Genomic DNA, 24,578 nt, shown 5'->3' with positions numbered 1-24,578 from the left:
CGCCGCCCGCAGGGCGGTACGGGGGGCCTGCCCGGTTTCGGGAAGTGGGGCCCCACGACCGCCAGGCCGGAGGGGGTGGGAAAACGCCCCAGGGCAGCGCCACGCGCCCCAGCGTGAGTCAGGAGCCCTGCGCGCAGCTCACGAGCTCGGCGCGCAGATCAGGGGCCCTGCTCGGATATCAGGAGCTCTGCTCGGAGGACTTGGGGAGCTGCTTGCCGTAGTCGACCATCTCGTCCTTCGACGGCTCCGCCAGCGGGAAGTCCTTGTCCCAGTCGCCCAGCGTGAGCACCCCCGCGCCGCCGGCCCGGGTGAACTGCAGCGGATACGGCTTGCCCTCCAGCGACACGTCGAGGACACCGCCCCGGCCGCCCTCGCCCGCCGTGACCTTGATGGTGCGCACCCCGCCGACGCGGGTCCGGTCGCCCTTGCTGAGCTTGCCCTCCATCCCGAGCAGCCCGTCGAGCAGCACGTCCATGTCGGTGAAGCCGCGGAACTGCTTGTACGAGGGGTCGCCCTTGGGGACCTTCACGTACTTGTCGGCGAGCTTCTTCGCCGCCTCGAGGTCCGATTCGCTCGGCTCCTTCTCCTCGTCGCCGTCCGCGTGGCTCCAGAAACCGGCGTCGGCCTTCAGGAAGAGGGTGTCGCCGATCCTCAGCAGCTCGAAGGCGTTCTCCTTGGACGTGAGCGAGCCGGTGCCGCCGTCGTGCTTGAGCCGCATGTTCAGCTTGTAGGTGCCGCCCTTGCTGACGAGGGTGCCCGAGAGGCGCACCGAGGCCGCGGCGTCGGCCGCCGTCCGCGCCTTGGTCTCGATCTCCTCCGCCGACAGCTTCCCGATCCCGTTCGTCCCCGCGTCGGGGTCCTCACCGCACGCACCGAGGGCGATGGTCAGCCCGGCACACAGCACCGCGGAGAGCCCGGCCCGGCGTGCTCGGCCGGCCGGAGGGAGGGGAGTCACCAGCGCACTGCCTCTCATCTGTGGGGAATGGCAGACCGCAGCGTACCTGTGCGTGGTGCACGGTTGAGCAGGCAGCCGTACGGCCGTCGGCCGGGAGCGGCCCGGATCGGTACCGGCTAGCCTGAAACGGTCCGGAACCAGCATTCCGGGGCAGAAGTGGCCGGTAGTGGAGGAGGGGCGAACATGGCGGCAGGCGCCCCGCGGGTCTTCGTCTCGCACCTCGCCGGCGTGCCCGTCTTCGACCCCAACGGTGACCAGGTGGGGCGCGTACGCGACCTGGTCGCGATGCTGCGTGTCGGCCGCCGCCCGCCACGGCTGCTGGGCCTGGTGGTCGAGGTGATCAGCCGCCGCCGGATCTTCCTCCCCATGACGCGGGTCACGGGCATCGAGTCGGGCCAGGTCATCACCACCGGTGTCCTCAACGTGCGCCGCTTCGAGCAGCGTCCCACCGAGCGGCTGGTGCTGGGCGAGCTGCTGGACCGGCGGGTACGTCTCGTGGAGAGCGGCGAGGAGGTCACGGTGCTCGACGTGGCGATCCAGCAGCTGCCGGCCCGCCGCGACTGGGAGATCGACAAGGTCTTCGTGCGCCGGGGCAAGGGCGGGGCACTGCGCCGCAAGGGAGAGACGCTGACCCTCGAGTGGTCCGCCGTCACCGGCTTCTCGCTCGAGGAGCACGGTCAGGGCGCGGAGAACCTGCTGGCCACTTTCGAGCAGCTTCGTCCGGCCGACCTGGCCAACGTGCTGCACCATCTGTCGCCCAAGCGTCGTGCCGAGGTGGCCGCGGCGCTCGACGACGACCGGCTCGCCGACGTGCTGGAGGAGCTGCCCGACGACGACCAGGTGGAGATCCTCGGCAAGCTCAAGGAGGAGCGGGCGGCCGACGTCCTGGAGGCCATGGACCCGGACGACGCCGCCGACCTGCTGTCCGAGCTGCCGGAGGCGGACAAGGAACGGCTGCTGGCCCTGATGCGGCCCGACGACGCGGCGGACGTACGGCGGCTGATGGCGTACGAGGAGCGCACCGCGGGCGGTCTGATGACGACCGAGCCGATCGTGCTGCGCCCCGACGCCACCGTGGCCGACGCGCTGGCCCGGGTGCGCCAGCAGGACCTCTCCCCCGCGCTCGCCGCGCAGGTGTACGTGTGCCGACCGCCCGACGAGACGCCGACGGGGAAGTACCTGGGCACGGTGCACTTCCAGCGGCTGCTGCGGGACCCGCCGTTCGCGCTGGTCAGTTCGATCGTGGACAGCGACCTGCCGCCGCTGTCTCCGGGCACCCCGCTGCGGACCGTCACCCAGTACCTCGCCGCCTACAACATGGTGGCGGCGCCGGTCGTCGACGAGGGCGGGTCGCTGCTGGGCGCCGTGACCGTCGACGACGTACTGGACCACCTGCTGCCCGACGACTGGCGCGAGACCGAGTTCGAGGAATCCGCCCATGGGTAGCGGCGAGACGGGTCCGCCCGACCGGTTCGAGCAGCCGGGGCGCATGCCGGCGGGCGCGAGCGCCGCCTCGCGGTCGCGGGTGCGGCTGGACCTGCCGCGGGCACCGCGCCGCAGCCTGCTGCCCGACTACGACCCGGAGGCCTTCGGCCGTCTCTCCGAGAAGATCGCACGGTTCCTCGGTACGGGCCGGTTCCTCGTCTGGATGACCCTGACGATCATCGCCTGGGTGGTGTGGAACGTCAGCGCCCCGGCCCCGCTGCGCTTCGACGAGTACCCGTTCATCTTCCTGACCCTCGCGCTCTCCCTCCAGGCGTCGTACGCGGCGCCGCTGATCCTGCTGGCGCAGAACCGGCAGGACGACCGCGACCGGGTCAACCTGGAGCAGGACCGCAAGCAGAACGAGCGCTCGATCGCGGACACGGAGTACCTGACCCGGGAGATCGCGGCGCTGCGGATGGGCCTCGGCGAGGTGCCGACGCGGGACTGGATCCGCTCGGAACTGGAGGATCTGGTGCGGGCGACGGACGAGCAGCGGGTCCCGTCCACGCACGAGCGCACGCGCGGTAGTGACGAAGACGACCGCTGACGGCCTTTCCGCAGGCGGTGGCCGGAGCCGTACCATCTCCGTATGGCTACGGAAGACGCGGTGCTTGAGGCACTGGCGACGGTGAACGACCCCGAGATCAACCGACCGATCACCGACCTGGGCATGGTGAAGTCGGTCGACATCGGGGACGACGGCACGGTCGCCGTCACGGTGTACCTCACCGTCTCGGGCTGCCCGATGCGCGAGACGATCACCAAGAACGTGACCGAGGCGGTCGCCCGCGTCGACGGCGTCTCGCGGGTCGAGGTCACGCTGGACGTGATGAGCGACGAGCAGCGCAAGGAACTCGCGGCATCGCTGCGGGGCACCACCGCCGAGCGCGAGGTGCCGTTCGCCAAGCCCGGTTCGCTGACGCGTGTGTACGCGGTGGCGTCCGGAAAGGGCGGCGTCGGCAAGTCCTCCGTGACCGTGAACCTGGCGGCGGCCATGGCGGCGGACGGTCTGAAGGTCGGCGTCGTCGACGCGGACATCTACGGTCACAGCGTGCCGCGCATGCTGGGTGCGGACGGGCGTCCGACCCAGGTCGAGAACATGATCATGCCGCCGTCCGCGAACGGCGTGAAGGTCATCTCCATCGGCATGTTCACGCCCGGCAACGCCCCGGTGGTGTGGCGCGGCCCCATGCTCCACCGGGCGCTGCAGCAGTTCCTCGCCGACGTGTACTGGGGCGACCTGGACGTCCTGCTGCTCGACCTCCCGCCGGGCACGGGCGACATCGCGATCTCCGTCGCGCAGCTCGTCCCGAACGCGGAGATCCTCGTCGTCACCACCCCTCAGCAGGCCGCCGCCGAGGTGGCCGAACGGGCCGGCTCCATCGCGGTGCAGACCCACCAGAAGATCGTGGGTGTCGTCGAGAACATGTCGGGCCTGCCGTGCCCGCACTGCGACGAGATGGTCGACGTCTTCGGCAGCGGCGGCGGCCAGCGGGTCGCCGAGGGCCTGACGAAGACGACCGGCACGACGGTGCCGGTGCTGGGCTCGATCCCGATCGACGTACGGCTCCGCGAGGGCGGCGACGAGGGCAAGCCGGTCGTCATCACGGACCCGGACTCCCCCGCGGGTTCGGCTCTCCGGGCGATCGCGGGCAAGCTCGGCGGCCGTCAGCGCGGTCTGTCGGGCATGTCGCTGGGCATCACCCCGCGCAACAAGTTCTGACCGGAGGGGCACCCGCCCTTCACCGGCACCGAAGGGCGCCGCTCGGCTCGAGCGGCGCCCTTTCGGTCCGTCTTCGGGTCCGTACCCGCCCCGTGGGGCACGTACGGCGGTCGTCCCGCCTCCGGGTCGGCGCACGTACGCGACCGGCCTACCGGGTCAGCGCACGTACGCGGCCGGGTTGGCGACCACCGCGAACCCCAGGCCGTACGCGCTCATCCCGCGCCCGTACGCGCCGATGTGGACTCCCGCCCCGGTCGTGCCGGCCAGTACCCAGCCGAACTCCGACTCGCGGTAGTGGAAGGACGTCGGCACCCCGTCCACCGGCAGCGAGAGGGTCGACCACTCGGGGCCGGTCAGATCGTCCGCCAGCTCGAACGCGGTCTCCGTCTGCTGGTCCAGCCAGTCGTCACGCAGCGAGTGGTCGAGCTTCTCCGGCCAGGTGTGGGCCAGGAGGCCGGAGCCGGCCAGCCAAGCGGCCGAGGAGACGGTGGTGGCCTCCAGCACGCCCGTGCCGTCACCGGTACGCCTGACCGGGTTCGCGGCGACGGTCACCACGACGGCGAAACGCTCCTTCTCGGCACCTGCCGTCTCGGACCGTATCGTCGGCTCGTCGCCGTGACCGATCGCGCCGTGCTGGACCGTCCCGTCCGCGGCGGTGCCCACCTGCATCAGGCGCCGGGGACCGGTGAAGGCCTCGTCAAGCGCGTACCAGGGGAAGGCGGCGTTCTTGAATCCCTCCGCCGCACGCCGGGCAGCCGTGTCCCCCTGCGCCGTGCGGGATCTGTAGCCGCTCTGGTCCGGCGTTTCGCCCGCCGTCCCCTGCTGCTCCGTCACCCGGCTCGTCGTCGACATGTACCCGGCCGCCTCTCCGTCTTTCACACCTGCAGCGGACCCGCCCCCCTCGGGCGTCCTCACTGCCGGACAGATGGAGAATAGCCACCCTGTCCCCGCTCGCAGGGATTGACAGTCCTCAGGTGGCGTCTGCGTCGAACGGCGGACGGGTGCCGCCGGCGGGCTTGTCGCCCTTCTTGAGCAGGTCGGGGCCGCCTGAGGAGGAACCGTTCACCGCGGCGGGCACGGAACTGTCCGACACACCGGAATGCTCCGTTCCGTTGACGGCGTCGGCAACCTCGTTGATCTCCTTCTTGAGATCGAAGCTGCTGCGGAGCTCCTTGAGGTCCTTCAGATCCTCGTTCTCCGCGAGCTGCTTGCGGATGAACGCCTTCGGGTTCAGGTCCTCGAACTCGAAGTCCTTGAACTCGGGCCCGAGCTCGCTGCGGATGTCCTCCTTCGCGCTCTCGGAGAACGCGCGGACCTTCCGGATGAAGCGGCTGGCGTCCTGGATGACCTTCGGCAGCTTGTCGGGGCCGAAGATGAGCACGGCGAGAACCACGAGCGCCACCAGCTCCAGTGCGCCTATGTCATTGAACACCTTGCTGCTCCTCGTGTTCTCCGTGCTCGCTGCGTGCCCCGTGCCCGCCGCGGTCCGCGGACCGGCCGGGATCCGGGTCCGGTCCACGGTACCCGGCGAAACTGTCGGCCCGGTACCTTCCGGGCAGCGCCGAGATGGTCATGAGCTGTCCGCGGAACCGAGCACGAGCGTCACCGTCCGCTCGTCCCCGCCGCGACGCAGCGTCAGCTCCAGCTTGTCACCGGGGCGGTGTGCGCGGATCTTCACGATCAGCTCCTCGCCGCTGTGCACCCGCCGGCCGTCGACCTCGGTGATGACATCGCCCGGCCTGACACCCGCCTCGGCGGCGGGACCGCCCGGGGTGACGGCCGGGGAGTCGTCCTGGCCCTTGTCGCCGACACGCGCCCCGTCACCGGCGAACTTCATGTCGAGGCTGACCCCGATCACCGGATGCGTGGCCTTACCGGTGTTGATCAGCTCCTCCGCGACGCGCTTGCCCTGATTGATGGGAATCGCGAAGCCGAGCCCGATGGAGCCCGCCTGGGCCCCGTCGGTCCCCGCACCGGTGTCCGCGGCACGGATGGCGCTGTTGATGCCGATGACCCGGGCCTTGCCGTCCACGAGCGGGCCGCCCGAATTGCCGGGGTTTATCGGTGCGTCGGTCTGCAGGGCGTCGACGTAGCTGATGTCGCTGCCGTCGCCCTTGTCGCCGCCGGCGGTGATCGGCCGCTCCTTGGCGCTGATGATTCCCGAGGTGACCGTGTTCTGGAGGTCGAACGGTGCGCCGATCGCGACGACGGGATCGCCGACCCGGACGTTGTCGGAGTTGCCCAGTGGCAACGGCTTGAGGCCGCTGACCCCGGTCACCTTGACCACAGCGAGGTCGTAGCCGCTGTCCTTGCCGACGAGGGTGGCCTTGGCCGTCTCGCCGCCGCTGAAGGTGATCGAGATGTCACCCGAGGCGCCGGCCGGGTCGACGACATGGTGGTTGGTGAGGATGTGTCCCTGCTCGTCGAGCACGAAGCCGGTTCCGGTGCCCTGTTCCGCGTCGCCGCTGACATGCAGGGTGACGACGCTCGGTAGGGCGCTCGCGGCGATGCCGGCGACGCTGTCGGGCGCCCGGTCGACGCTCTCGCGACCGGCCTGGGGAAGCTCGATGCGGGTCACACCGCCGTTGCGCTCCACATAGGCGCCTATGACACCGCCGGTACCGCCCGCGACGAGCGCGACGACGAGCGCCCCGATCAGCAGCGGGCCGCGCCTGCGCCTGCGGGGGGCGGCCGGCTCCCCCGACTGGGTGAGCGGCGCTCCCGGCGCACTCCAGGGGTCGTACTGGAGCCAGACGGAGGACAGCGGCTGCGGTCGCTCCGGGGCGGGCGGCGGACCGGCCAGGGCGGGCGCCGGCGGCACTACGGGGTCGGAGTGCGGATGCGGGAGCAAGGGCTGGGACTGGGGCTGAGGGTGCTGGTCCGGGTGCGGATGCGGATGCGGATGCGGCTGCGGCTGCGGCTGCGGCTGCGCGTAAACGCCGTTCCCTGCGCCCGGCGTCGCGTACTGGGCGGGCAGCGGCGTGCCGTGGGCCGGTGTCGCCACCGGGCGCTGCACGGGAGGGGCGGGCGCCCACGGGCCGGGTCCGCCGTACGGCGGGGTGCTGTAGGGATCGGGGTCGTGCAGCGGCTGGGGCCTCTGGGGCACGGTGCCCGCTGAGGCGGCCGCCACGGGCACGGTGGCGTCCACCGGCGCGGGTGCCTCCGCGTGGGCCGGCTCGGGCACGGTGGCCTCCACGGGCGCGGGTGCCTCCGAGTGGGCCGCCGCGGACACGGTGGCGTTCACCGGCGCGGGCACCTCAGCGTGGGCAGGCGCCGGCGCCTGCGAGGGCACCTCGGCGGGAGCCGGCGCGGGTGCCTCATCAGGCGCCTCCGCGGGCGCGGGGACCGTCGCCCCGTCCGGCTGCGCGTGCGTCCGGGCGTCCACCCGGTCCGTTTCCGGTGCCGCTGACGCGTCCACCGATGAAGCGTCCCGGGCCCCGGGAGCCTCTTCCGGCGCGGGTGCCTCCTGCCCGGAGGGGACCGCGCGCCCCTTGTCGGGGCGGCTCCACCACTTCGCCTTGGGTCCGGTGGGCTTCCCGTCGTCCATGCTCTCCCCGCAAACTGCCGGCCGCTGCGGCGCCCCCGCGGGCACCCGCTGAGATTCAACCAGGTTTGCGAATCCGCGCGCAGGGTCCTGGTCGGGTCCTGCTCAGGTGCCCGGTGCCGGTCAGCGCGAAGGCGGCGGGGCGGGCTGCGACGGGGCAGCCAGATACCTGGGCACGGGATTGGCCACAGGACCGATCGCCGCGGCGGCGGCCAGGTGCAGCGCCGCTGCCGTGGGTCGTATCAGCGGCGTCGTCGACGAGGCGTGGGCCAGCGGCGAGACACCGAGGTGGCGGTTGAGCGCATGACCACCCGGCTCCCCCGGCACCGCGGCGATCACCGGCCCGGAGCCCGGCCTGGTCTGGCCGCTTCCGCCCCGGCGCCGGTCGCCGTCCGTGCCGCGGTACACAGTGGCACCGCCACCGGATCCCGGGGTCGTGGTGTTCGCGGCGGTCGTCGGCGTCGCGGTGCGCAGCGGCGTCACCTTGTTGCCGCCGCCCTGCCCGCGCGCACCGGAGTCGCCGGAGGCGTCCAGCGGAACGGCACCGCCCAGGGCGATGGCGGCGAACGACACGGCGCTGGCCGCCGCGAAGGCGAACCGCCTGCCGCGCCACGGCGAGCGCTCAGCTTCCGCGCGGCCGACCTCGTGGATCCGGAAGCCGCTGCCGCCACCGGGCAGAACGGCCGCGTGGGCCCCGCCGGGGACGTAGCCGAACGTCTCCGCGCGTGGATCGCGCGGTCTTCCCGCGGACGGGGTCAGCGCTCCGAACACCCCGCCGGCGGCACGTCCGCCGCCGAAGGGGCCGGGCTCGTCGTCGTCGCCCGCGGCGCCGGGACCCGCGGGCAGGCCCTGGAGCCGCGCGAGCAGCCCCTCGGACAGAGGCGGCGGCGCGGCCTGGGCGAAGACGTTCTTGAGACGGCGCTGGGCATCGGCCTCGGCCTTGCACCTCGGACAGGTCGCCAGGTGCGCGAGAACCCGGTCCCGGGCGTCGTGCTCCAGCTCACCGTCGACGAGTGCGGCCAGCCGGTCCCCCAGATGCTGTTCCGCAGGAGTCGGACCTGTGCCGCTCACGCCGGTCCACCCTCCCCCGCGAGACTCACGGCACCCGCCAGCGAGCGCTGCTGCTCGGCACGCGCCTCCGGGGAACGGTGCTGCAGTGCCTTGCGCAGGTGTGAGCGGCCGCGGTGGATGCGGCTCCGGACGGTGCCGAGCTTCACGCCCAGGGTCGCGGCGATCTCCTCGTACGACAGGCCCTCGATGTCACAGAGCACCACGGCGGCGCGGAACTCGGGCGCGAGGGTGTCCAGCGCCTGCTGCACGTCCGCGTCGAAGTGACTGTCGTTGAAGACCTGCTGCGGCGACGGCTCCCGGCTGGGAAGACGCTCTGCCGCGTCGTCCCCCAGGGCGTCGAAGCGGATCCGCTGCTTGCGGCGGACCATGTCCAGGAAGAGATTCGTGGTGATCCTGTGGAGCCAGCCCTCGAAGGTGCCGGGCGTGTACGTCGACAGGGAGCGGAACACGCGGACGAAGACCTCTTGGGTGAGGTCCTCCGCGTCGTGCTGGTTACCCGTCAGGCGGTACGCGAGGCGGTAGACCCGTGCGCTGTGCGTGCTGACGATCTCCTCCCACGTGGGAGGGGTCCAGGCCTGCGATTCCGCATCCGATGCGAAGGTCGCCGTGGTGACGGAGTCGGAGGGCGTAGAACGGTCAGCAGTGTTGGTCACGGATTTCGGCTCACCCACCGACCTGAGAAGGCGCCTCAGCACTCCTCCCCGATCCGCAGGTGCAGCCGCACCTCCCCTGTCGGCTCTGGTGGTGTCCAGCGGAGCCCCTACCATAGCCACCTCGCCCGTTAGCTCCGGATAAGAATCTTTACGTGGATTTGGAACCCGGCATCCGGGCCCCTCTCCACGCGCTTCCCACTGCCTCGACAACGACCGGTCCCATCTGCGGGTTCCCGGGTCCAGCCGATACAGTCAGCGTCGCGCCAACTACGGGGACAGGAGAGGGTCATAACCGCCAACCAGCAGACGAGCTGGGCGTTCGCCGACGCCTTTGTCGCCGAGGACGACGCTCTGCGCTGGGCCCGGGAGCGGGCCCGGGAGTCAGGGCTGCCCTCGGTGTCCCCGGGCACCGGCGCCGCCCTGCGACTGCTGGCCGCCACCGCCGACGCGAAAGCGGTGGCCGAGATCGGGACCGGGACGGGAGTCTCGGGCATCTACCTGCTGCACGGCATGCGCCCGGACGGCGTCCTGACCACGGTGGACCTCGAGCCGGAACGCCAGCAGTTCGCCCGGGAGGCCTTCCGCGCGGCCGGCTTCGCCGGGAACCGCGCCCGCTTCATCCCCGGCCGCGCGCTCGACGTCCTGCCGCGGCTCGCGGACGGCGGATACGACCTGGTCTTCTGCGACGGCGACCGCACCGAGTCCCTCGACTACCTCGCTGAATCGTTGCGCCTGCTGAGGCCGGGCGGACTCGTCTGCTTCGAGGGCGTGTTCGCCGACGGCCGTACGGTCGACTCCGCCGCGCAGCCGGTGGAGGTGCTCCGGGTGCGTGAGCTGCTGCGGGCGGTCCGCGAGAGCCATGAACTCCTGCCGACGCTGCTGCCGGTGGGCGACGGGCTCCTCTGCGCGGTCCGCCGCGCCTGAGCCGGCGCCGGGCGAGGCCTTCCGGGGCCCCGTGCCTCCCACGCCGACGGGGCCGGGACCGCCGCACCCCTGAAACACAAGGGCCCGGTCTGCCGACCGGGCCCGGAACACACACTGCCCCGGCACGAACCGTGCCGGGGCAGTGGAAAATCAGGGCGCGTCAGCCGACGACCTTCTTCAGGGCGTCACCGAGTGCATCGGCTTCGTCCGGAGTCAGTTCGACGACAAGCCGACCGCCGCCTTCGAGCGGAACGCGCATGACGATGCCCCGCCCCTCCTTTGTCACCTCGAGCGGGCCGTCGCCCGTCCGCGGCTTCATGGCCGCCATGCTCGTTCCCCTTCCTGAAACCAGCTCATCGCAGCCGGCGGCCCCGTGAGAGGTGCTGTGTCACCGGCATCGAACACATTGCTTCCAGGTCATTATCCCGCATGGCGGGACCCAAAGACCAACATCAGTCGGCATCGCTTGCGCAACGCGCTCTCTCAAAACCACTCAATTCGGCGATGTGCCTGCGATACTTCGCCGCCGCTCCCCAGGCGCCCCACGGAGTTTGTTTGACGCAGGTCACATGTGCACACCCGATGATCTCCGTCATGCTGGGCTCGACACTGCTGTCAGAACCACTAAGGGGACCCGCCATGGCCGACTCCGTGCTGTACGACGTGAACGACGGACTCGCGACGATCACGATCAACCGGCCCGAGGCCATGAACGCGATGAACGTCGACGCGAAGGTGGCCCTGCGGGACGCCGTACAGGCCGCGGCCGCCGACCCGGCAGTGCGCGCGGTGCTGCTGACCGCCACCGGGAAGGCGTTCTGCGTCGGCCAGGACCTCAAGGAGCACGTGTCCCTGCTCGCCGCCGACCGGGAGTCCGGCAGCGGCGGGACCATGAGCACCGTGCGCGAGCACTACAACCCGATCGTCCGGGCGCTGACCGGGATGCAGAAGCCGGTCGTCGCCGGGGTCAACGGTGTGGCCGCCGGTGCCGGCCTCGGGTTCGCACTGGCCGCCGACTACCGGGTCGTCGCCGACACGGCCAAGTTCACGACGTCGTTCGCGGGTGTGGCCCTCACCGCCGACTCCGGTGTCTCCTGGACGCTGCCCCGCCTGATCGGGCAGAGCCGCGCCGCCGACCTGCTGCTGTTCCCCCGCTCGTTCTCCGCGCAGGAGGCGTACGACTGGGGCATCGCGAACAAGCTCGTCCCGGCGGACGAGCTGGCCATGGAGGCCGCGGCCGTGGCCCGCGCGCTGGCCGACGGGCCCACGCTCGCCTATGCCGCGCTGAAGGAGTCGATGGCCTACGGCGCGGACCGTTCGCTGAGCGAGGCGCTGGACAAGGAGGAGGAACTGCAGGCGAAGGCGGGCGCCTCGGAGGACCACGCGATCGCGGTGCAGGCGTTCCTGGCCAAGGAGACGCCCAAGTACCTCGGCCGCTGAGCCGTCCGGTACGGCGTGGCGTCAGCGGCCGCCGCCGCGCGCCACGCAGTCGGCGAGGTGGTCGTCGACGAGCCCGCAGGCCTGCATCAGGGCGTACGCCGTCGTCGGGCCCACGAAGCGCAGTCCGCGCTTCTTGAGCGCCTTGGCCAGAGCGGCGGACTCGTCGGTGACGGCCGGTACGTCGGCGATCGTGCGGGGTGCCGACCGCGCCGGGCCGGGCGCGTACGACCAGATCAGGTCGTCGAGCTCGCCGGCCGGCCAGTCGGCGAGCACCTGCGCGTTGGCGAGGGTCGCCCGGATCTTGGCGCGGTTGCGGATGATGCCGGGGTCGGCGAGCAGGCGCTCCTCGTCGGCCTCGGTGAACGCGGCCACCGAGGCGATCTTGAAGCCGTCGAACGCGCTGCGGAAGCCTTCCCTGCGGCGCAGGATCGTGATCCAGGACAGCCCGGACTGGAAGGCTTCCAGGCAGAGCCGTTCGAAGAGGGCGTCGTCGCCGTGGACCGGGCGGCCCCACTCCTCGTCGTGGTACGTGACGTAGTCGGCGGTGGACAGTCCCCAGGGGCAGCGGAGCCTGCCGTCCGGGCCCGGCACGGCGGCGCCGGTCACCACGGTCACCGGTCCGACTCCTCTCCGGGCTTGGTGAACATGTCCTGCCGGCCCACCGCGGTGGCCTGGGCCCCGGCGAGCGCGGACTCCAGTTCGGCGATGCGCGCGTCCCGCTCGGCGAGCTCCGCGCCGAGGCGGTCGAGCACCTCGTCCACATCCATCATCCGGTAGCCGCGCAGGCCGACCGGGAGGCGGAGGGCCTCGACGTCGGCGCGGCCGACGGGGCGGCCGGGCGGCAGCGGGTCCACCAGCTGCTCCGGCGGGGCCTCCGGCAGTGCCGCACTGTCACTGCCGCCGACCACCACGAGCGTGACCGCCGCGATGACCACGACCATCGCGATCAGCAAGAACCAGAACACGAGCGACCCTCTCCCCGAACTTCCCGTACGTCCCCGGGGAACTTACCCGAGCGGAAAACCGTCCACCGCTGATCGTGCCACGGGGCACCGACAGCTAGGGTCGCAGGCGAACGACCTGAGGAGGAAACAGCGGATGCTGCGGCTGGGACGGCGCGAGTTCGACGCGCACGAGCCGGTGATCATGGCGATCGTGAACCGGACGCCCGACTCCTTCTACGACCAGGGCGCGACGTTCCGGGACGAGCCCGCCCTGTCCCGCGTCGAGCAGGCGGTGGCCGAGGGCGCCGCCATCATCGACATCGGCGGAGTGAAGGCCGGTCCCGGCGAGGAGGTGTCCGCCGAGGAGGAGGCGCGGCGCACGGTCGGCTTCGTGACCGAGGTGCGGCGACGCCACCCGGACGTGGTGATCAGTGTCGACACCTGGCGCCACGACGTGGGCGCGGCGGTCTGCGAGGCGGGCGCCGACGTGCTGAACGACGCGTGGGGCGGCGTGGACCCGAAGCTGGCGGAGGTCGCCGCACGGTACGGGGCCGGCCTGGTGTGCACCCACGCGGGCGGGGCCGAACCGCGCACGCGTCCGCACCGGGTCGCGTACGACGACGTGATGGCGGACATTCTCCGCGTCACGCTCGCGCTGGCGGAGCGGGCGGTCGGGCTCGGCGTCCGCAGGGACGGGATCATGATCGATCCCGGGCACGACTTCGGCAAGAACACCCGGCACAGCCTGGAGGCGACCCGTCGGCTCGGGGAGATGACGGAGACCGGCTGGCCGGTGCTGGTGTCGTTGTCCAACAAGGACTTCGTCGGGGAGACCCTCGACAAGCCGGTCAAGGAGCGGGTGCTGGGGACCCTGGCGACCACGGCGGTGTCCGCCTGGCTGGGCGCTCAGGTCTACCGCGTGCACGAGGTGGCGGAGACCAAGCAGGTCCTGGACATGGTGGCCTCGATCGCGGGCCACCGTCCGCCGGCGGTCGCCCGCCGCGGTCTCGCCTGAGAAGCAGAGCCGGACGCGCAGGCGGCGGCGGCCGGGGAGCCCGGGACGGCGCCGCCAGGACGGCCCGAAGGGCGCGGCCAGGAGCCCGCGCCGCCAGGAGGCCCCGGACGCCCGTCCGGGGCCCTGCGCGGCCGCGTGCGGCTACCTGCCGGTCTCCTTGGAGACCATGTCCACCGCCTCCTCCACGTCGTCCGTGACGTGGAAGAGCAGCAGGTCCTTCTCCGACGCCTTGCCCTGGGCGATGACGGTGTTGCGCAGCCAGTCGACCAGGCCGCTCCAGTAGTCCGTACCGAAGAGCACGATCGGAAAGCGCGTCACCTTACGGGTCTGGACGAGCGTCAGCGCCTCGAAGAGTTCGTCCAGCGTGCCGAGTCCGCCCGGCAGCACGACGAAGCCCTGCGCGTACTTCACGAACATCGTCTTGCGGACGAAGAAGTAGCGGAAGTTCACCCCGATGTCGACGTGCGCGTTGATGCCCTGCTCGAAGGGCAGCTCGATGCCGAGGCCGACCGAGATGCCCTTGGCCTCGCTCGCGCCCTTGTTCGCGGCCTCCATCACTCCGGGACCGCCGCCGGTGATCACCGCGAAGCCCGCCTTGGCCAGCGCTCTGCCGAGTGCGACGCCCACCTCGTACTCGGGTGTGCCGGCCGGGGTGCGGGCGGAACCGAAGACGCTGATGGCACTGGGCAGTTCGGCGAGGGCGCCGAAGCCCTCCACGAACTCGGACTGGATGCGCATGACCCGCCACGGGTCGGTGTGCACCCACTGGGAGTCGCCCTCGGTGTCGAGCAGCCGCTGATCGGTCGTGCCCGGCCTGATCTGTTCCCTGCGGCGCAGTACCGGTCCCAGCCGCTGCTCCTCCAGCGCCCGCAATCCCTCGGGGTTGCTCATGACCTGCTCCCTCCGCCGAACATCATTCGCTTTGGCTCAGGGTAGGTCGGCCGACGTTACGAATGGCGAAATCGGGGCGATCCACCAGGATGCGATGTCAGGAAGTGAGCCACTCGCGCAGCCGGTCCTCGCAGTGCGTGATCTTGTCCACGGCGACGTGTTCGTCCCGCTTGTGGGCGAAAAGCGCGTCGCCGGGGCCGTAGTTGACCGCAGGCACCCCCAGGGCGCTGAAGCGTGAGACGTCCGTCCAGCCGAACTTCGGCTGGGCTGTGCCGCCCACCGCCTCCATGAACGCGGCAGCGGCAGGGTGCGACAGGCCGGGCAGGGCCCCGCCCGTGTGGTCGTCCACCACGATCTCGCTCACACCGCAGTCGGCGAACACCTCGCGGACGTGCGCCTCGGCGTCGGCCATGCTGCGGTCCGGGGCGTACCGGTAGTTGACCACCACGGTGCATTCGTCGGGGATGACGTTGGTGGCCACGCCTCCTTCGATGCCGACGGCGTTGAGGCCCTCCCGGTACTCCAGCCCGTCGATGACCGGCCGGCGCGGCTCGTACGACGCGAGGCGGGCCAGGATCGGGCCTGCGGCGTGAATGGCGTTGGACCCCATCCAGCTGCGCGCGGAGTGTGCCCGCTCCCCCTTCGTGCGCAGGTGGACCCGGAGCGTCCCCTGACAGCCGCCCTCGACCTGGGCGTCGGAGGGTTCCAGCAGGACCGCGAAGTCGCCCACGAGCCAGTCCGGGTGGGCCTCGGCCACATGCCCCAGTCCGTTGAGGTGTGCGGCCACCTCTTCGTTGTCGTAGAAGACGAAGGTGAGGTCGCGGTTGGGCTCCGGAACGGTGGCGGCGATCCGCAGCTGGACGGCGACGCCCGACTTCATGTCGCTGGTGCCGCAGCCCCACAGGATGCCTTCGGCGTCGAGCCGCGAGGGCACGTTGCCGGCGATCGGGACCGTGTCGATGTGCCCGGCCAGCACGACCCGCTCCGAGCGGCCGAGGCGGGTCCTCGCCACGACGTTGTTTCCGTGCCGGTCGACGGTGAGGTGCGGCAGCTCGCGCAGCGCTTCCTCGATGGCGTCGGCGAGGGGCTTCTCCGTGCCGCTGACCGACGGGAAGTCGACCAGGGCTGCGGTGAGCGCGGGGGCGTCGAGGGTGAGGTCAAGCGCGGTCTCAGGCATGGCTCCGACGATAAGCGGTCCCCGGCGGGTCATGACCGGCACACCCCCCGGGGTCGCTCAGGGGGCTCCAGTACGGTGGGCGGGTGTCCGAGACCGCCTCTCCCGTCCGGCGCGGCCGCCTCTTGCGCTTCGCGGCCGCGTCCCTCGTGCTGCTGGCCCTCATCGGTTACGTCGCGGTGCAGTACATCACCGGCGGCGGGCCGTCGCGCTGTGTCGTCCGTACCGCCGAGGGCGACGGCCCGTCGTACGAGCTCACGCCCGAGATGGCGGGGAACGCCGCGACGATCTCCGCGGTGGGCACGACCCGCGGGATGCCGGAGCGGGCCGTGACGATCGCGCTGGCGACCGCGCTCCAGGAGTCGGCTCTGCGCAACATCGAGCACGGCGACCGGGACTCGCTCGGCCTGTTCCAGCAGCGCCCTTCGCAGGGGTGGGGGACGCCCGAGCAGATCCTGGACCCCGTCTACTCCTCGGGGAAGTTCTACGACGGCCTCGCCGAGGTCCCCGGCTACTCACGGCTGCCGCTCACGGTGGCCGCGCAGCGCGTCCAGCGCAGCGGTTTCCCGCAGGCGTACGCGAAGCACGAGCCGGACGCCGCGCTGCTGGCCGCCGCCCTCACGGGCCGGGCCTCCGCGACCCTGACCTGCGACGTCAAGAGCGGCGGCGGGCCGGGCGACCCGGCGCGGATCCGGACGGAGCTGACGCGGGCGTTCGGGCCCGAGGTGCTGCCGAAGGGCGGCAGCGGCCGGGGCCGCGCGGGCGACGCCGGTGCGCGGGAGGTGTCCGTTCCGGTGCGGTCGACGGCCGGTTCGGCGGAGACGGGTACCGGCGGCACCGGCGCGCACGGCGGCGGCCGCGGCCGGGGCGGCGAGCGCGGCTGGGAGCTCGCGCACTGGGCGGTGGCGCGGGCCGACGAGCTGCGTATCGAAGAGGTCTCGTACGCGGGCCGGGTGTGGAGCGCCGAGGAGTCGGAAGAGGGCTGGCGTCCGGCGGGCGACGAGGACAGCGTCACGGACGACGTACGCATCCGCATCGCACGCTAGTTCAGCACCCCCCTCGAACGAGGCAGTCCGTTCCCCTCCGGGACACGCTCTTCCGGGCAGCGGACCACCCCAGGGCGGGCGCCGCCATTCCCCTTGAGGGCAACGGGAAGTGACGGTTCGCCAGATGGCTTCACTATGCAGCGTTTGACCGTTTTTATCCGAGAACGATAATGCGACGCGTTACCAATTCTTTACCTTGGATCACCGCAACTTCCCCCCCGCTCCCCCCGGTTGTCAGGACGTCCGAACGCCGGACACGCAGCATTCCGAACGTCCTCTCGTCTCAAGGAGCATCATGTCCCTCCCCCTGACCCGTCGGATCGCCCGTGCCGCGCTGCTCATCGCGGCGGGAGCAGCTCCCGTGGTCGGTGCGGCCGGCTCCGCAGGCGCCGTTGAACTCCCGCAGGCCCCGGTCGGCGGCCTCTCGGCCCTCGACGCGGACAACGTCGACTCCACGGTCGACGGCGTCTCGAAGGAGACCACCAAGGTGGCCGGCCAGGTCGGCGGCAAGACCGCGGAGAAGGCCGCCCCTGTGGCGACCAAGACCGTTGGCAAGGCGGCCAAGACGGCCACACCGGTCGCCACGAAGGCCGCCGGTGACACCGCCGGGCAGGCGGGCGACCTGGTCGGCGGCGCCGGCGAGGGCGGGCTTCCCACCGACTCGCTGACCGGCGGCGGTCTGCCCACCGGTGCGCTCGGCGGCGGCGGCCTGCCGATCGGCTGACAGCACGGCGCGCACACGCAAGAAGGGCCCGGGAGCCGCTGCTCCCGGGCCCTTCCCGTGCGGTGACCGGATCGTGCCGCGACCGGGTCACGCCCTGACGGCATGCGGTCCCGTGCTCAGGGCATGACCGGATCACGCCGTGACCGCATGCGCTCCTGAGCTCATCCGAGGCGCTTGACCGCCGCCTCGACGCGCTCGTCGGTCGCGGTGAAGGCCACGCGCACGAAACGCTCGCCCGCCTCGCCGTAGAAGTCGCCGGGCGCGACCAGGATGCCCAGGCCGGCCAGGTACGCGACCGTGTCCCAGCACGGCTCGTCGCGGGTGCCCCACAGGTAGAGGCTGGCCTCGCTGTGCTCGATCCGGAAGCCGTGCGACTCCAGCGCCGTCCGCAGAGCCGTGCGCCGGGCCGCGTACCTGGCGCGCTGCTCGGTGACGTGCGTGTCGTCGCCGAGCGCGGCGACGGTGGCGGCCTGGACGGGGGCGGGGGTCATCATGCCGCCGTGCTTGCGGATCTTCAGCAGCTCCCCGAGCACGTCCGCGTCGCCCGCGACGAACGCGGCGCGGTAGCCGGCCAGGTTGGAGCGCTTGGAGAGCGAGTGGACGGCCACCACGCCCGTGTACGAGCCGCCGCAGACATCCGGGTGGAGCACGGAGACCGGCTCGGCCTCCCAGCCCAGCTCGAGGTAGCACTCGTCGCTGAAGACCAGCACGTCGTGCTCGCGCGCCCAGGCGACGATCCGCGTCAGCTCGTCCTTGTCCAGCACCCGGCCGGTCGGGTTGGACGGCGAGTTGAGCCAGAGCAGCCGGAGGCCCGCCGGGTCGAGCTCGGTCGGGTCGTCGTAGACGACGGGGGTCGCGCCGCAGAGCCTCGCGCCGACCTCGTACGTGGGGTAGGCGAGACGCGGGTAGGCGATCCGGTCACCGGCGCCCAGGCCCAGCTGCGTCGGCAGCCAGGCCACCAGCTCCTTCGAGCCGACGACGGGCAGGACGTTGGTGTGCGCCACGTTCACCGCGCCGAGCCGGCGCTCGACCCAGGACACGAGCGCGTCGCGCAGCGCCGGCGTGCCCCAGACCGTCGGGTAGCCCGGCGAGTCGGCGGCGGCGACCAGAGCCTTCCTGATCAGCTCGGGCACCGGGTCGACCGGGGTGCCGACGGAGAGGTCCACGATGCCGTCGGGGTGGGCAGCGGCCGTGGCCTTGTAGGGCTCGAGCTTGTCCCAGGGGAAGACGGGGAGTCGCGAGGAGACTGCGGGCACGGCGGCGCTCACTTTCGGGTACGGGCGTCGTTTCGGGCTGTGTCGGTCACGGCGTCGGACGGCGGGGTCGCCCAGGGGCCCTCGGCGACGGCCGGGCGTGCCGGGCGCGTCACCCGGGTGTGCCGGCCGGGCGCGTCAAACGCCTCGGTCCCGTACGGACGACGAACCGTACGGGACCGGGGACATGCGGACGGGATCAGCCGTTCTGCGGCGGCAGGGCGGCGATGAAGGGGTGGTCCCGCTCGATCAGGCCGAGCTTGGAGGCACCCCCGGGCGAACCGAGCTCGTCGAAGAACTCGACGTTCGCCTTGTAGTAGTCCTTCCACTCCTCGGGAGTGTCGTCCTCGTAGAAGATCGCCTCGACCGGGCAGACCGGCTCACAAGCACCACAGTCGACGCATTCGTCCGGGTGGATGTACAAGGACCGGGAGCCCTCGTAGATGCAGTCGACGGGGCACTCCTCGATGCACGCCTTGTCCTTGACGTCGACACAAGGCTGCGCGATGACGTAGGTCACGCTGTCGTTCCTCCTCGATAAGGGCTGGCTTGCGCGGGAGCGCGGCGTCGTCGATGCCCACCCCTAGTATCTCCGTTCTTGGTAACGATCCGAACAGGAGGGGCTCACAGAGCTGTGGAATTCACTGCGGGCGGACGGCTCGAGATCAGGATCAGCCCTGCTGACGTGGGCAAACGCGTCTCGGTGCGACGCTTGAGCAACGCTGAAGCACCAGTCGCGAAGTTCACCGACACGGTCGGTGTTCTCACATCATGGACCGGGGGTGTGCTGGTGATCACACGCCGGACGGGTGAGAGCGTCCGCATCCCGGAGTCCTCGCTGGTCGCGGGAAAGGTCGTCCCCGCGGAGCCTGCCCGGCGCCGGGGCCCCGCGGCCGATTTCCAGGAGCTGGCCAGGGTCACGGCGCGCGCCTGGCAGCCGGTGGAGAGCGAGCGGCTCGGTGACTGGGAACTGCGGGCGTCGGCGGGTTTCACCAGACGGGCGAACTCGGTCCTCCCTCTGGGTGACCCGGGCATGCCGCTGGACGACGCGCTGACGCGGGTGCGGGACTGGTACGCGGCTCGCGGCCTTCCGGCGTACGTGCAGACCGCGACAGGCGCGGCCGGCACACAGGAGGAACTCTGCGCCGAGTTGGAGGCGCGGGGCTGGCGCGCCGAGGTCTCGGCGGAAGTGCGGGTCGGGGGCCTGGCGGCGGTGGGCGACCTGGACGCGGACGTTTCCCGTGTCAGGTTGTCCCGCTCCTTCGACGAGGCGTGGCTACGGCGCTACCAGCGGTCCAGTGTGCCAGGACCACATGTGCTCAAGGTCCTCGGCAGCGGCCCTTCCGTATGGTTCGCGTCCATACCCGGAGAGGGCCAGGTCCCTGCGGCGATCGGCCGTTGTGTGGTCGACGCACGCTGGGCGGGCTTCATGGCCGTGGAAGTGGACCCGGCGTACCGGCGCCAGGGGCTCGCGAAGGCGATCATGGCCGCCCTGGCGCGCCGGTCGCTCGAGGAGGGCGCCTCGGCTGCCTGGCTCCAGGTCGAGTCGGACAATGACGGGGGGCGTGCCCTGTACGCCGGTATGGGCTTCCGGGTCCATCACCACTACCACCACTACCGGGCGACGTAGGCCGGGGGTACGAGCTCATGCACCAGAACGACCGGAGGTCCCGCTTCGCGCAGGAGGCCCGCTCGCAGCGACCGGACGTGGCCCTGCTCTGCCTGCTCATCGGCGCGGAGGCCGACCCGTCACTGGACGAGGCCGGCATGGACGCGGCCCAGATCGAACTGGACCGCCTGGCCGGGATGCTCCCGTACGGGCTGCGCGACCCGCACGCGTGGGCGGCGGCCGTCGCCGGCCTGCTGGGCGGCCGGGAGGGCTTCCACGGCACGGCCGACGACTACCAGCACCTGGAGTCCTCGCTGCTCCACGAGGTCCTGCGCCGCCGCCGGGGCCTGCCGATCCTGCTCTCCGTCGTCTGGACCGAGGTCGCCCGCCGCGCGGGCGCCCATGTCTACGGAGTGGCCCTGCCGGGCCACTTCGTGGTCGGCTTCGGCGACGCGGAGGATCCGGCCGGGCAGGTGCTGGCCGACCCTTTCGCGGCCGGGCGGGTGCTCTCCGGCGCGGAGGCCGACCTCCTCGTCACGGGCGCCGTCGGCACGCCGGTGACCCCCTCCATGCTGACGCCCGCGGATCCGCTCGCGGTGGTCTCCCGCATCCTCAACAACATCCGCGCCTGGGCGGCCCAGCGCCCGGAGCACTCGGCGGTCGCCCTCTGGGCCCTCGACCTCCTTCTCCTCCTCCCTTCCCACCCGGCCCGCCTCCGCTTCGAGCGCGCCCAACTGCTGGTCCAGCGGGGCGACTTCGTGACGGGCGCGGCGGAGATGGACGCGTACGCCGAGGTCGTGGACGCGGTCGAGCCGACGGCCGCGGAGGAGATCCGTGGGCGAGCCAGGGCGGCCCGGGCCATGCTCAACTGAGCCGATACCGGACCGGACCGGGCCGGGCCGGGCCGGGCGGGGCCGCGGCGAACGGAGCCTGCCTCCGGGGCACGCCAGGACGGGCCGCTGGGAGCCACGCCACGCCGGGCCGGGCCGGTTTCCGCGTCTACCGGAATTCGTGCACGACCTGGATCTCGCCGACGATGTGCGCGTTGAACTCGTCGAGCTCCTCGGCCGGCACCCAGAGCTCGAGGATCGTCTTCCCGCCGGCCTGCTGCACGGGATACCGCGCGACGAACTCGGACTCGACCTCGAACCGCGTCACGAACCCGGCGCCGTCGTGCTTGACGTTCCAGTCCCGGGCGATGCGGATCGCGTAGTCCTCGTTGAGCACGGGATAGAAGATCGGCTGCTCGGGCAGCCTCGGCGGCCACGCCCGCCATCCCGACTCCCGCACCAGCCCCAGTTCGACGGGGCCGGTGGGGCGCCACAGGGTCGTGGTGGGGGTGGTGGCCTGCTGCTGCCTGGTCATGATCCGCTCTCGGAAGTCGGGCGTGCTGGATGTGAGCCCGGACGATAGCCCGCGTACTGCCGGACGGCCACGGCGTTTCCTGACACAGCGGCGGCCGGGGCGGCAGGAGCCACGGCTCCCGTGGAGCCGGCAAGGAGATCTTCGGCTCAAGTCCGCTGTGACTTGGGCCGCTTGCCGACCCCGTCAGGCGGTGACGACACGTGACATCGGAGCACGACGCTGAGCTGCTCGAGCGCCGGGGTGAGCGACCCCGGCGGCATCACCTTGTCGACCGACCCCGCCTTGCTCGCGATCGATGTGAAGGTGCGCTCCCCGGAACCGATTACCGACAGCACGTGCCTCGGCTGCAGGGCGACGGGGAACTCGGCGGCCAGTATCCGTTCGCCCGACAGCAGCAGCGCGGAGGTCGGACAGTAAGTTCGAAACGAGTAACACTACGAGGACCCACAGGCACGAATCCCCCTGCCAAGCCCGACAGGGGGATTCGTGAGGCCGTCGCGAAGAGCGGTCAGCTCGGGTCGAGCTCGATGACCGCCGTGCGTTCCGCCGGGGTCTTGCCGCGCAGCGCCGGCCCCATCGCCTGGGCCACGTCGTCCGCCGAGACCTCGTGCTTCTTGCCGTCGCCCTTGGTGATCATGATGCCGTCGAAGACACCCTCGAGCAGCTGCTCGATCGCCTTCTTGTCGTAGACCTCGACCAACCTGCCGTCGATCGGCTTCATGGAGAGGATCTTCGGCAGCGACTTCGCGGGGCCGAACTGGATCGACTTGCCGCCCGCCTTGATCGTGATCAGGCCGGACATCGCGGGCTCCGCGAACTCCTTCATCGCCCGGTCCAGCTCGGCCTGGGTGATGGTCGGCTGCCGGGTGGCGACCGGGAGTTCGACCAGGTCCGGCTTGCCGGTCTGCACCTGGGCGCGGTAGGCGTCCTTGACCGAGATCATGGAGCGGCCGACGTCCAGCGTCTCCCCGGGCTTCCCGGGCACGGCGACGGCCTTGTTGGGCTCGAAGCGGATCGTGCCGTCGCTGGAGGACCCCGCGGTGCCCGCGAGGTCGGCGAGGGCGACGCTCAGCTTCTCCTCGTCGACGACGATCACCGGCTCCGCGACCCGCTCGCCGCCGAAGAGCGAGCCGATGACGGAGACCGGGTTGTAGTCGCTGCCCGCGGCGGCGCGGACGGTGGCCTGGCTGTCCAGGGACAGGCCGGCCTTGTCCGGGTGGAGTTCTGCCTTCTTGCCGCCCACGGAGAGCTGCAGCGGCGCCTTGGCCCGCTCGCCCAGCGTGGCGTCGAGCTTGTTGACGGCCTCGTCCCTGGTGCCTCCGCCGATGTCGACGCCGAGGACCGTGGTGCTCTTGGGCACGTCGGAGTGGTTCAGCAGCAGCCCCGCGCCGTAGGCGATGCCCAGCAGGCCGACCACGCCGGCCCCGACGAGCACCAGCTTGGAGCGGCCCTTCTTGGCCGGCGCGGGCGCGGGCCGGGGAGCGGGCCGGGCGGCCGGATCGGCCGAGGGGCCGGGCACGACAGGGCCGCCGGAGCCGCCCGGACCGGCCGGGAACTCCGGGACGGAGAAGTCACCGTCACCGGCCTGCGGGCCGGGCCGGGACAGGATCGGGTTGGGACCCGTCCCCGGGCCCGTCTGCAGTCCGCCCGGCGGCGGGAAGGGCGAGCGGTGCCCGCCGCCCGGGACCACCGGGATGCCACTGGTGAGCGTGTCACCGGAGACATGGCCGTGACCGCCGTCGCCTTCGGGCGAGGGCCTCTGCGGGGTGAGCACCGCCGTGTCGTCGGACATCCGGGGCGGGTTGACGCCGGGCACCGGTGCGCCGGGGCGCGCGCCGAGCGGCATGCTGCCCGTGGCCGGGCCGGACGTCGGGCCCGTGGGTCCGCCGTCCCGGTCCGGCGCGCCGGGCGGACGGACGCCCGGCGGAGGCGTGTTGCGGCCGGGGGCGAACCCGTTGCCCTGTCCGGGCGCACCGGGGCCACCGGACGTGCCGGAACGAGGGGCCGGGGGTCCGGAGGGGGCGCCGGGGGAATCCGCCTGCTCCGCGAGGGCGGCGAGGCCCGAACGCGGACCGGACCCCGCACCGCCCGGACCGGGAGCGCCCGCACCGCCGTTGCCGGCGGGGCCGCTGCCCGGCGCCGACGACGGTCCCGGGCCGCCGCCCGCACCCGGCGTACCTTGCGCGGCCGCGCCCGGCGTCGGCGTACCGGCCGCCGGTGTCGCGCCCGCGGCCGGTTTGCGCGGGGCGAACCAGTCGCTGGTGGCGGGCTTCTCCTCGGCCGCCGGTCCCGACGGCCCTGACGTCTCGCGAGCAGCTCCGGGGCGCGGTGTGCTGCCCGTGCGCTCGCTCTCCCGCTCCGCGGTACCCGCGCCGCCCGAACCGCGCGACGCACTCGGCGAACCGGAGGAACCGGTCCCGCCGGACGCACGGGTGCCGGCCGACGTGCCGGTCCCGCCGGAGGCGGGCCGGGCGTCGACGTCGCTCATCGGCGTGCGCATCACGACCGGAGGGATCGGCCGGGAACCCGGGATGTTGATCCGGATGCGCGTCGTCAGCGTCGTCTCGGTCCTGGGCTCTTCCGGCTGCTGCTCGGGGGCCTCCGCGGCCTCTTCCGGAGCGTCCTGCGGGTGCAGTGACGGATACTGGCGCGATCCGTACGGCGGTGTCCCGGAGGGGTACGCGGCTCCACCGCGCCCCTGGGGGCCGGAGGACGAACTGTCAGTTTCACGACTCAAAGCAGGTTCTCCCGGTTGGCTTCGC

25 protein-coding genes are annotated in these 24,578 nt (G+C 72.1%); 10 read left to right on the top strand and 15 right to left on the bottom strand.

The window, feature by feature from the left end; translation table 11 throughout:
- Window positions 1-178: 178 nt before the first annotated feature.
- Window positions 179-955, bottom strand: coding sequence for a hypothetical protein (locus tag ACTMTU_RS15485; RefSeq protein WP_441264055.1), 777 nt, complete (start codon window positions 953-955; stop codon window positions 179-181).
- A gap of 183 nt (window positions 956-1,138) precedes the next feature.
- Here ACTMTU_RS15485 and ACTMTU_RS15480 point away from each other — a divergent pair, with 183 nt between their 5' ends.
- From ACTMTU_RS15480 to ACTMTU_RS15470, 3 genes are read left to right on the top strand one after another with little or no spacing between them, the layout of a single operon-like run.
- The gene (locus ACTMTU_RS15480) at window positions 1,139-2,401 is read left to right on the top strand and encodes a magnesium transporter MgtE N-terminal domain-containing protein (protein ID WP_441264054.1); all 1,263 of its coding nucleotides are present in this window, start codon (window positions 1,139-1,141) and stop codon (window positions 2,399-2,401) included.
- Entirely contained in the window at window positions 2,394-2,987 is a 594-nt protein-coding gene (locus ACTMTU_RS15475) for a DUF1003 domain-containing protein (protein WP_441264053.1), read from the top strand. The genes ACTMTU_RS15480 and ACTMTU_RS15475 overlap by 8 nt, the downstream gene beginning before the upstream one ends.
- Before the next feature lie 42 nt (window positions 2,988-3,029).
- Window positions 3,030-4,163 (top strand): Mrp/NBP35 family ATP-binding protein, encoded by a 1,134-nt coding sequence (locus ACTMTU_RS15470; RefSeq protein ID WP_441264052.1) that lies wholly within the window; start codon window positions 3,030-3,032, stop codon window positions 4,161-4,163.
- A gap of 156 nt (window positions 4,164-4,319) precedes the next feature.
- On the opposite strand, the gene ACTMTU_RS15465 is transcribed toward ACTMTU_RS15470, so the two are convergent.
- From ACTMTU_RS15465 to sigE, 5 genes are all read right to left on the bottom strand, one after another.
- A complete protein-coding gene (locus tag ACTMTU_RS15465; protein ID WP_441264051.1) occupies window positions 4,320-5,015 on the bottom strand; it encodes a hypothetical protein in 696 nt (231 codons plus the stop codon).
- A gap of 118 nt (window positions 5,016-5,133) precedes the next feature.
- The gene (locus tag ACTMTU_RS15460) at window positions 5,134-5,595 is read right to left on the bottom strand and encodes a sec-independent translocase (RefSeq protein WP_441264050.1); all 462 of its coding nucleotides are present in this window, start codon (window positions 5,593-5,595) and stop codon (window positions 5,134-5,136) included.
- A gap of 138 nt (window positions 5,596-5,733) precedes the next feature.
- The gene (locus ACTMTU_RS15455; protein WP_441264049.1) at window positions 5,734-7,710 is read right to left on the bottom strand and encodes a trypsin-like peptidase domain-containing protein; all 1,977 of its coding nucleotides are present in this window, start codon (window positions 7,708-7,710) and stop codon (window positions 5,734-5,736) included.
- 120 nt (window positions 7,711-7,830) lie between these two features.
- On the bottom strand, window positions 7,831-8,778 hold the full coding sequence (locus tag ACTMTU_RS15450) for an anti-sigma factor family protein (protein WP_441264048.1): 948 nt from the start codon (window positions 8,776-8,778) through the stop codon (window positions 7,831-7,833).
- The gene (gene sigE / locus ACTMTU_RS15445; RefSeq protein ID WP_441264047.1) at window positions 8,775-9,545 is read right to left on the bottom strand and encodes an RNA polymerase sigma factor SigE; all 771 of its coding nucleotides are present in this window, start codon (window positions 9,543-9,545) and stop codon (window positions 8,775-8,777) included. The genes ACTMTU_RS15450 and sigE overlap by 4 nt, the downstream gene beginning before the upstream one ends.
- A 132-nt stretch (window positions 9,546-9,677) precedes the next feature.
- Between sigE and ACTMTU_RS15440 the strand changes: the two genes are divergently transcribed.
- Window positions 9,678-10,355, top strand: a complete 678-nt coding sequence (locus tag ACTMTU_RS15440; protein WP_441264234.1) for an O-methyltransferase — start codon at window positions 9,678-9,680, stop codon at window positions 10,353-10,355.
- A gap of 160 nt (window positions 10,356-10,515) precedes the next feature.
- Here ACTMTU_RS15440 and ACTMTU_RS15435 read toward each other — a convergent pair whose 3' ends face one another.
- Entirely contained in the window at window positions 10,516-10,683 is a 168-nt protein-coding gene (locus tag ACTMTU_RS15435; protein ID WP_003966491.1) for a DUF3117 domain-containing protein, read from the bottom strand.
- A 311-nt stretch (window positions 10,684-10,994) separates the two neighbouring features.
- Between ACTMTU_RS15435 and ACTMTU_RS15430 the strand changes: the two genes are divergently transcribed.
- A complete protein-coding gene (locus ACTMTU_RS15430) occupies window positions 10,995-11,795 on the top strand; it encodes an enoyl-CoA hydratase/isomerase family protein (protein ID WP_441264046.1) in 801 nt (266 codons plus the stop codon).
- A gap of 21 nt (window positions 11,796-11,816) precedes the next feature.
- Here the strand turns inward: ACTMTU_RS15430 and ACTMTU_RS15425 are convergent, their stop codons facing one another.
- Both ACTMTU_RS15425 and ACTMTU_RS15420 read right to left on the bottom strand, forming a co-directional pair.
- On the bottom strand, window positions 11,817-12,401 hold the full coding sequence (locus ACTMTU_RS15425; RefSeq protein ID WP_441264233.1) for a DNA-3-methyladenine glycosylase I: 585 nt from the start codon (window positions 12,399-12,401) through the stop codon (window positions 11,817-11,819).
- 5 nt (window positions 12,402-12,406) lie between these two features.
- Complete coding sequence (locus ACTMTU_RS15420; RefSeq protein WP_441264045.1) at window positions 12,407-12,760, bottom strand: DivIVA domain-containing protein; 354 nt, start codon at window positions 12,758-12,760, stop codon at window positions 12,407-12,409.
- A gap of 133 nt (window positions 12,761-12,893) precedes the next feature.
- On the opposite strand from ACTMTU_RS15420, the gene folP reads away from it, so the two are divergent.
- Window positions 12,894-13,754 (top strand): dihydropteroate synthase, encoded by an 861-nt coding sequence (gene folP, locus ACTMTU_RS15415; protein WP_441264044.1) that lies wholly within the window; start codon window positions 12,894-12,896, stop codon window positions 13,752-13,754.
- Window positions 13,755-13,895: 141 nt separating this feature from the next.
- Here the strand turns inward: folP and ACTMTU_RS15410 are convergent, their stop codons facing one another.
- Window positions 13,896-14,645 carry a TIGR00730 family Rossman fold protein gene (locus ACTMTU_RS15410; RefSeq protein ID WP_441264043.1) on the bottom strand — a complete coding sequence of 250 codons (750 nt, stop codon included), beginning with the start codon at window positions 14,643-14,645 and terminating at the stop codon, window positions 13,896-13,898.
- Window positions 14,646-14,742: 97 nt separating this feature from the next.
- Window positions 14,743-15,822 carry a succinyl-diaminopimelate desuccinylase gene (gene dapE, locus ACTMTU_RS15405; protein ID WP_441264042.1) on the bottom strand — a complete coding sequence of 360 codons (1,080 nt, stop codon included), beginning with the start codon at window positions 15,820-15,822 and terminating at the stop codon, window positions 14,743-14,745.
- An 83-nt stretch (window positions 15,823-15,905) separates the two neighbouring features.
- On the opposite strand from dapE, the gene ACTMTU_RS15400 reads away from it, so the two are divergent.
- Complete coding sequence (locus ACTMTU_RS15400; RefSeq protein ID WP_441264041.1) at window positions 15,906-16,865, top strand: hypothetical protein; 960 nt, start codon at window positions 15,906-15,908, stop codon at window positions 16,863-16,865.
- A 295-nt stretch (window positions 16,866-17,160) separates the two neighbouring features.
- Window positions 17,161-17,589, top strand: coding sequence for an ATP-binding protein (locus tag ACTMTU_RS15395; RefSeq protein ID WP_441264040.1), 429 nt, complete (start codon window positions 17,161-17,163; stop codon window positions 17,587-17,589).
- Between the two features lie 161 nt (window positions 17,590-17,750).
- Here ACTMTU_RS15395 and dapC read toward each other — a convergent pair whose 3' ends face one another.
- The gene (dapC, locus tag ACTMTU_RS15390) at window positions 17,751-18,845 is read right to left on the bottom strand and encodes a succinyldiaminopimelate transaminase (protein WP_441264039.1); all 1,095 of its coding nucleotides are present in this window, start codon (window positions 18,843-18,845) and stop codon (window positions 17,751-17,753) included.
- A 196-nt stretch (window positions 18,846-19,041) separates the two neighbouring features.
- A complete protein-coding gene (gene fdxA, locus ACTMTU_RS15385; RefSeq protein ID WP_003985062.1) occupies window positions 19,042-19,362 on the bottom strand; it encodes a ferredoxin in 321 nt (106 codons plus the stop codon).
- A 114-nt stretch (window positions 19,363-19,476) separates the two neighbouring features.
- Between fdxA and ACTMTU_RS15380 the strand changes: the two genes are divergently transcribed.
- A complete protein-coding gene (locus tag ACTMTU_RS15380; protein ID WP_441264038.1) occupies window positions 19,477-20,472 on the top strand; it encodes a GNAT family N-acetyltransferase in 996 nt (331 codons plus the stop codon).
- Between the two features lie 17 nt (window positions 20,473-20,489).
- A complete protein-coding gene (locus ACTMTU_RS15375; RefSeq protein WP_441264037.1) occupies window positions 20,490-21,323 on the top strand; it encodes a transglutaminase-like domain-containing protein in 834 nt (277 codons plus the stop codon).
- A 127-nt stretch (window positions 21,324-21,450) separates the two neighbouring features.
- On the opposite strand, the gene ACTMTU_RS15370 is transcribed toward ACTMTU_RS15375, so the two are convergent.
- A complete protein-coding gene (locus ACTMTU_RS15370) occupies window positions 21,451-21,816 on the bottom strand; it encodes a hypothetical protein (RefSeq protein ID WP_441264036.1) in 366 nt (121 codons plus the stop codon).
- 508 nt (window positions 21,817-22,324) lie between these two features.
- Window positions 22,325-24,553 carry a hypothetical protein gene (locus tag ACTMTU_RS15365; protein ID WP_441264035.1) on the bottom strand — a complete coding sequence of 743 codons (2,229 nt, stop codon included), beginning with the start codon at window positions 24,551-24,553 and terminating at the stop codon, window positions 22,325-22,327.
- Between the last annotated feature and the right edge of the window lie 25 nt (window positions 24,554-24,578).

The sequence above is a fragment of the Streptomyces sp. OZ13 genome (assembly GCF_052068155.1).
Lineage (GTDB): Bacteria > Actinomycetota > Actinomycetes > Streptomycetales > Streptomycetaceae > Streptomyces.
This window is presented reverse-complemented; position numbering and strand designations above follow the sequence as displayed.

Coding starts and splice junctions, on each gene's coding strand:
- ACTMTU_RS15480 (WP_441264054.1), top strand. CDS start 1,139: ATGGCGGCAGGCGCCCCGCGGGTCTTCGTCTCGCACCTCGCCGGCGTG.
- ACTMTU_RS15475 (WP_441264053.1), top strand. CDS start 2,394: ATGGGTAGCGGCGAGACGGGTCCGCCCGACCGGTTCGAGCAGCCGGGG.
- ACTMTU_RS15470 (WP_441264052.1), top strand. CDS start 3,030: ATGGCTACGGAAGACGCGGTGCTTGAGGCACTGGCGACGGTGAACGAC.
- ACTMTU_RS15465 (WP_441264051.1), bottom strand. CDS start 5,015: ATGTCGACGACGAGCCGGGTGACGGAGCAGCAGGGGACGGCGGGCGAA.
- ACTMTU_RS15455 (WP_441264049.1), bottom strand. CDS start 7,710: ATGGACGACGGGAAGCCCACCGGACCCAAGGCGAAGTGGTGGAGCCGC.
- sigE (WP_441264047.1), bottom strand. CDS start 9,545: ATGGTAGGGGCTCCGCTGGACACCACCAGAGCCGACAGGGGAGGTGCG.
- ACTMTU_RS15435 (WP_003966491.1), bottom strand. CDS start 10,683: ATGGCGGCCATGAAGCCGCGGACGGGCGACGGCCCGCTCGAGGTGACA.
- ACTMTU_RS15430 (WP_441264046.1), top strand. CDS start 10,995: ATGGCCGACTCCGTGCTGTACGACGTGAACGACGGACTCGCGACGATC.
- folP (WP_441264044.1), top strand. CDS start 12,894: ATGCTGCGGCTGGGACGGCGCGAGTTCGACGCGCACGAGCCGGTGATC.
- ACTMTU_RS15410 (WP_441264043.1), bottom strand. CDS start 14,645: ATGAGCAACCCCGAGGGATTGCGGGCGCTGGAGGAGCAGCGGCTGGGA.
- dapE (WP_441264042.1), bottom strand. CDS start 15,822: ATGCCTGAGACCGCGCTTGACCTCACCCTCGACGCCCCCGCGCTCACC.
- ACTMTU_RS15395 (WP_441264040.1), top strand. CDS start 17,161: ATGTCCCTCCCCCTGACCCGTCGGATCGCCCGTGCCGCGCTGCTCATC.
- ACTMTU_RS15375 (WP_441264037.1), top strand. CDS start 20,490: ATGCACCAGAACGACCGGAGGTCCCGCTTCGCGCAGGAGGCCCGCTCG.
- ACTMTU_RS15370 (WP_441264036.1), bottom strand. CDS start 21,816: ATGACCAGGCAGCAGCAGGCCACCACCCCCACCACGACCCTGTGGCGC.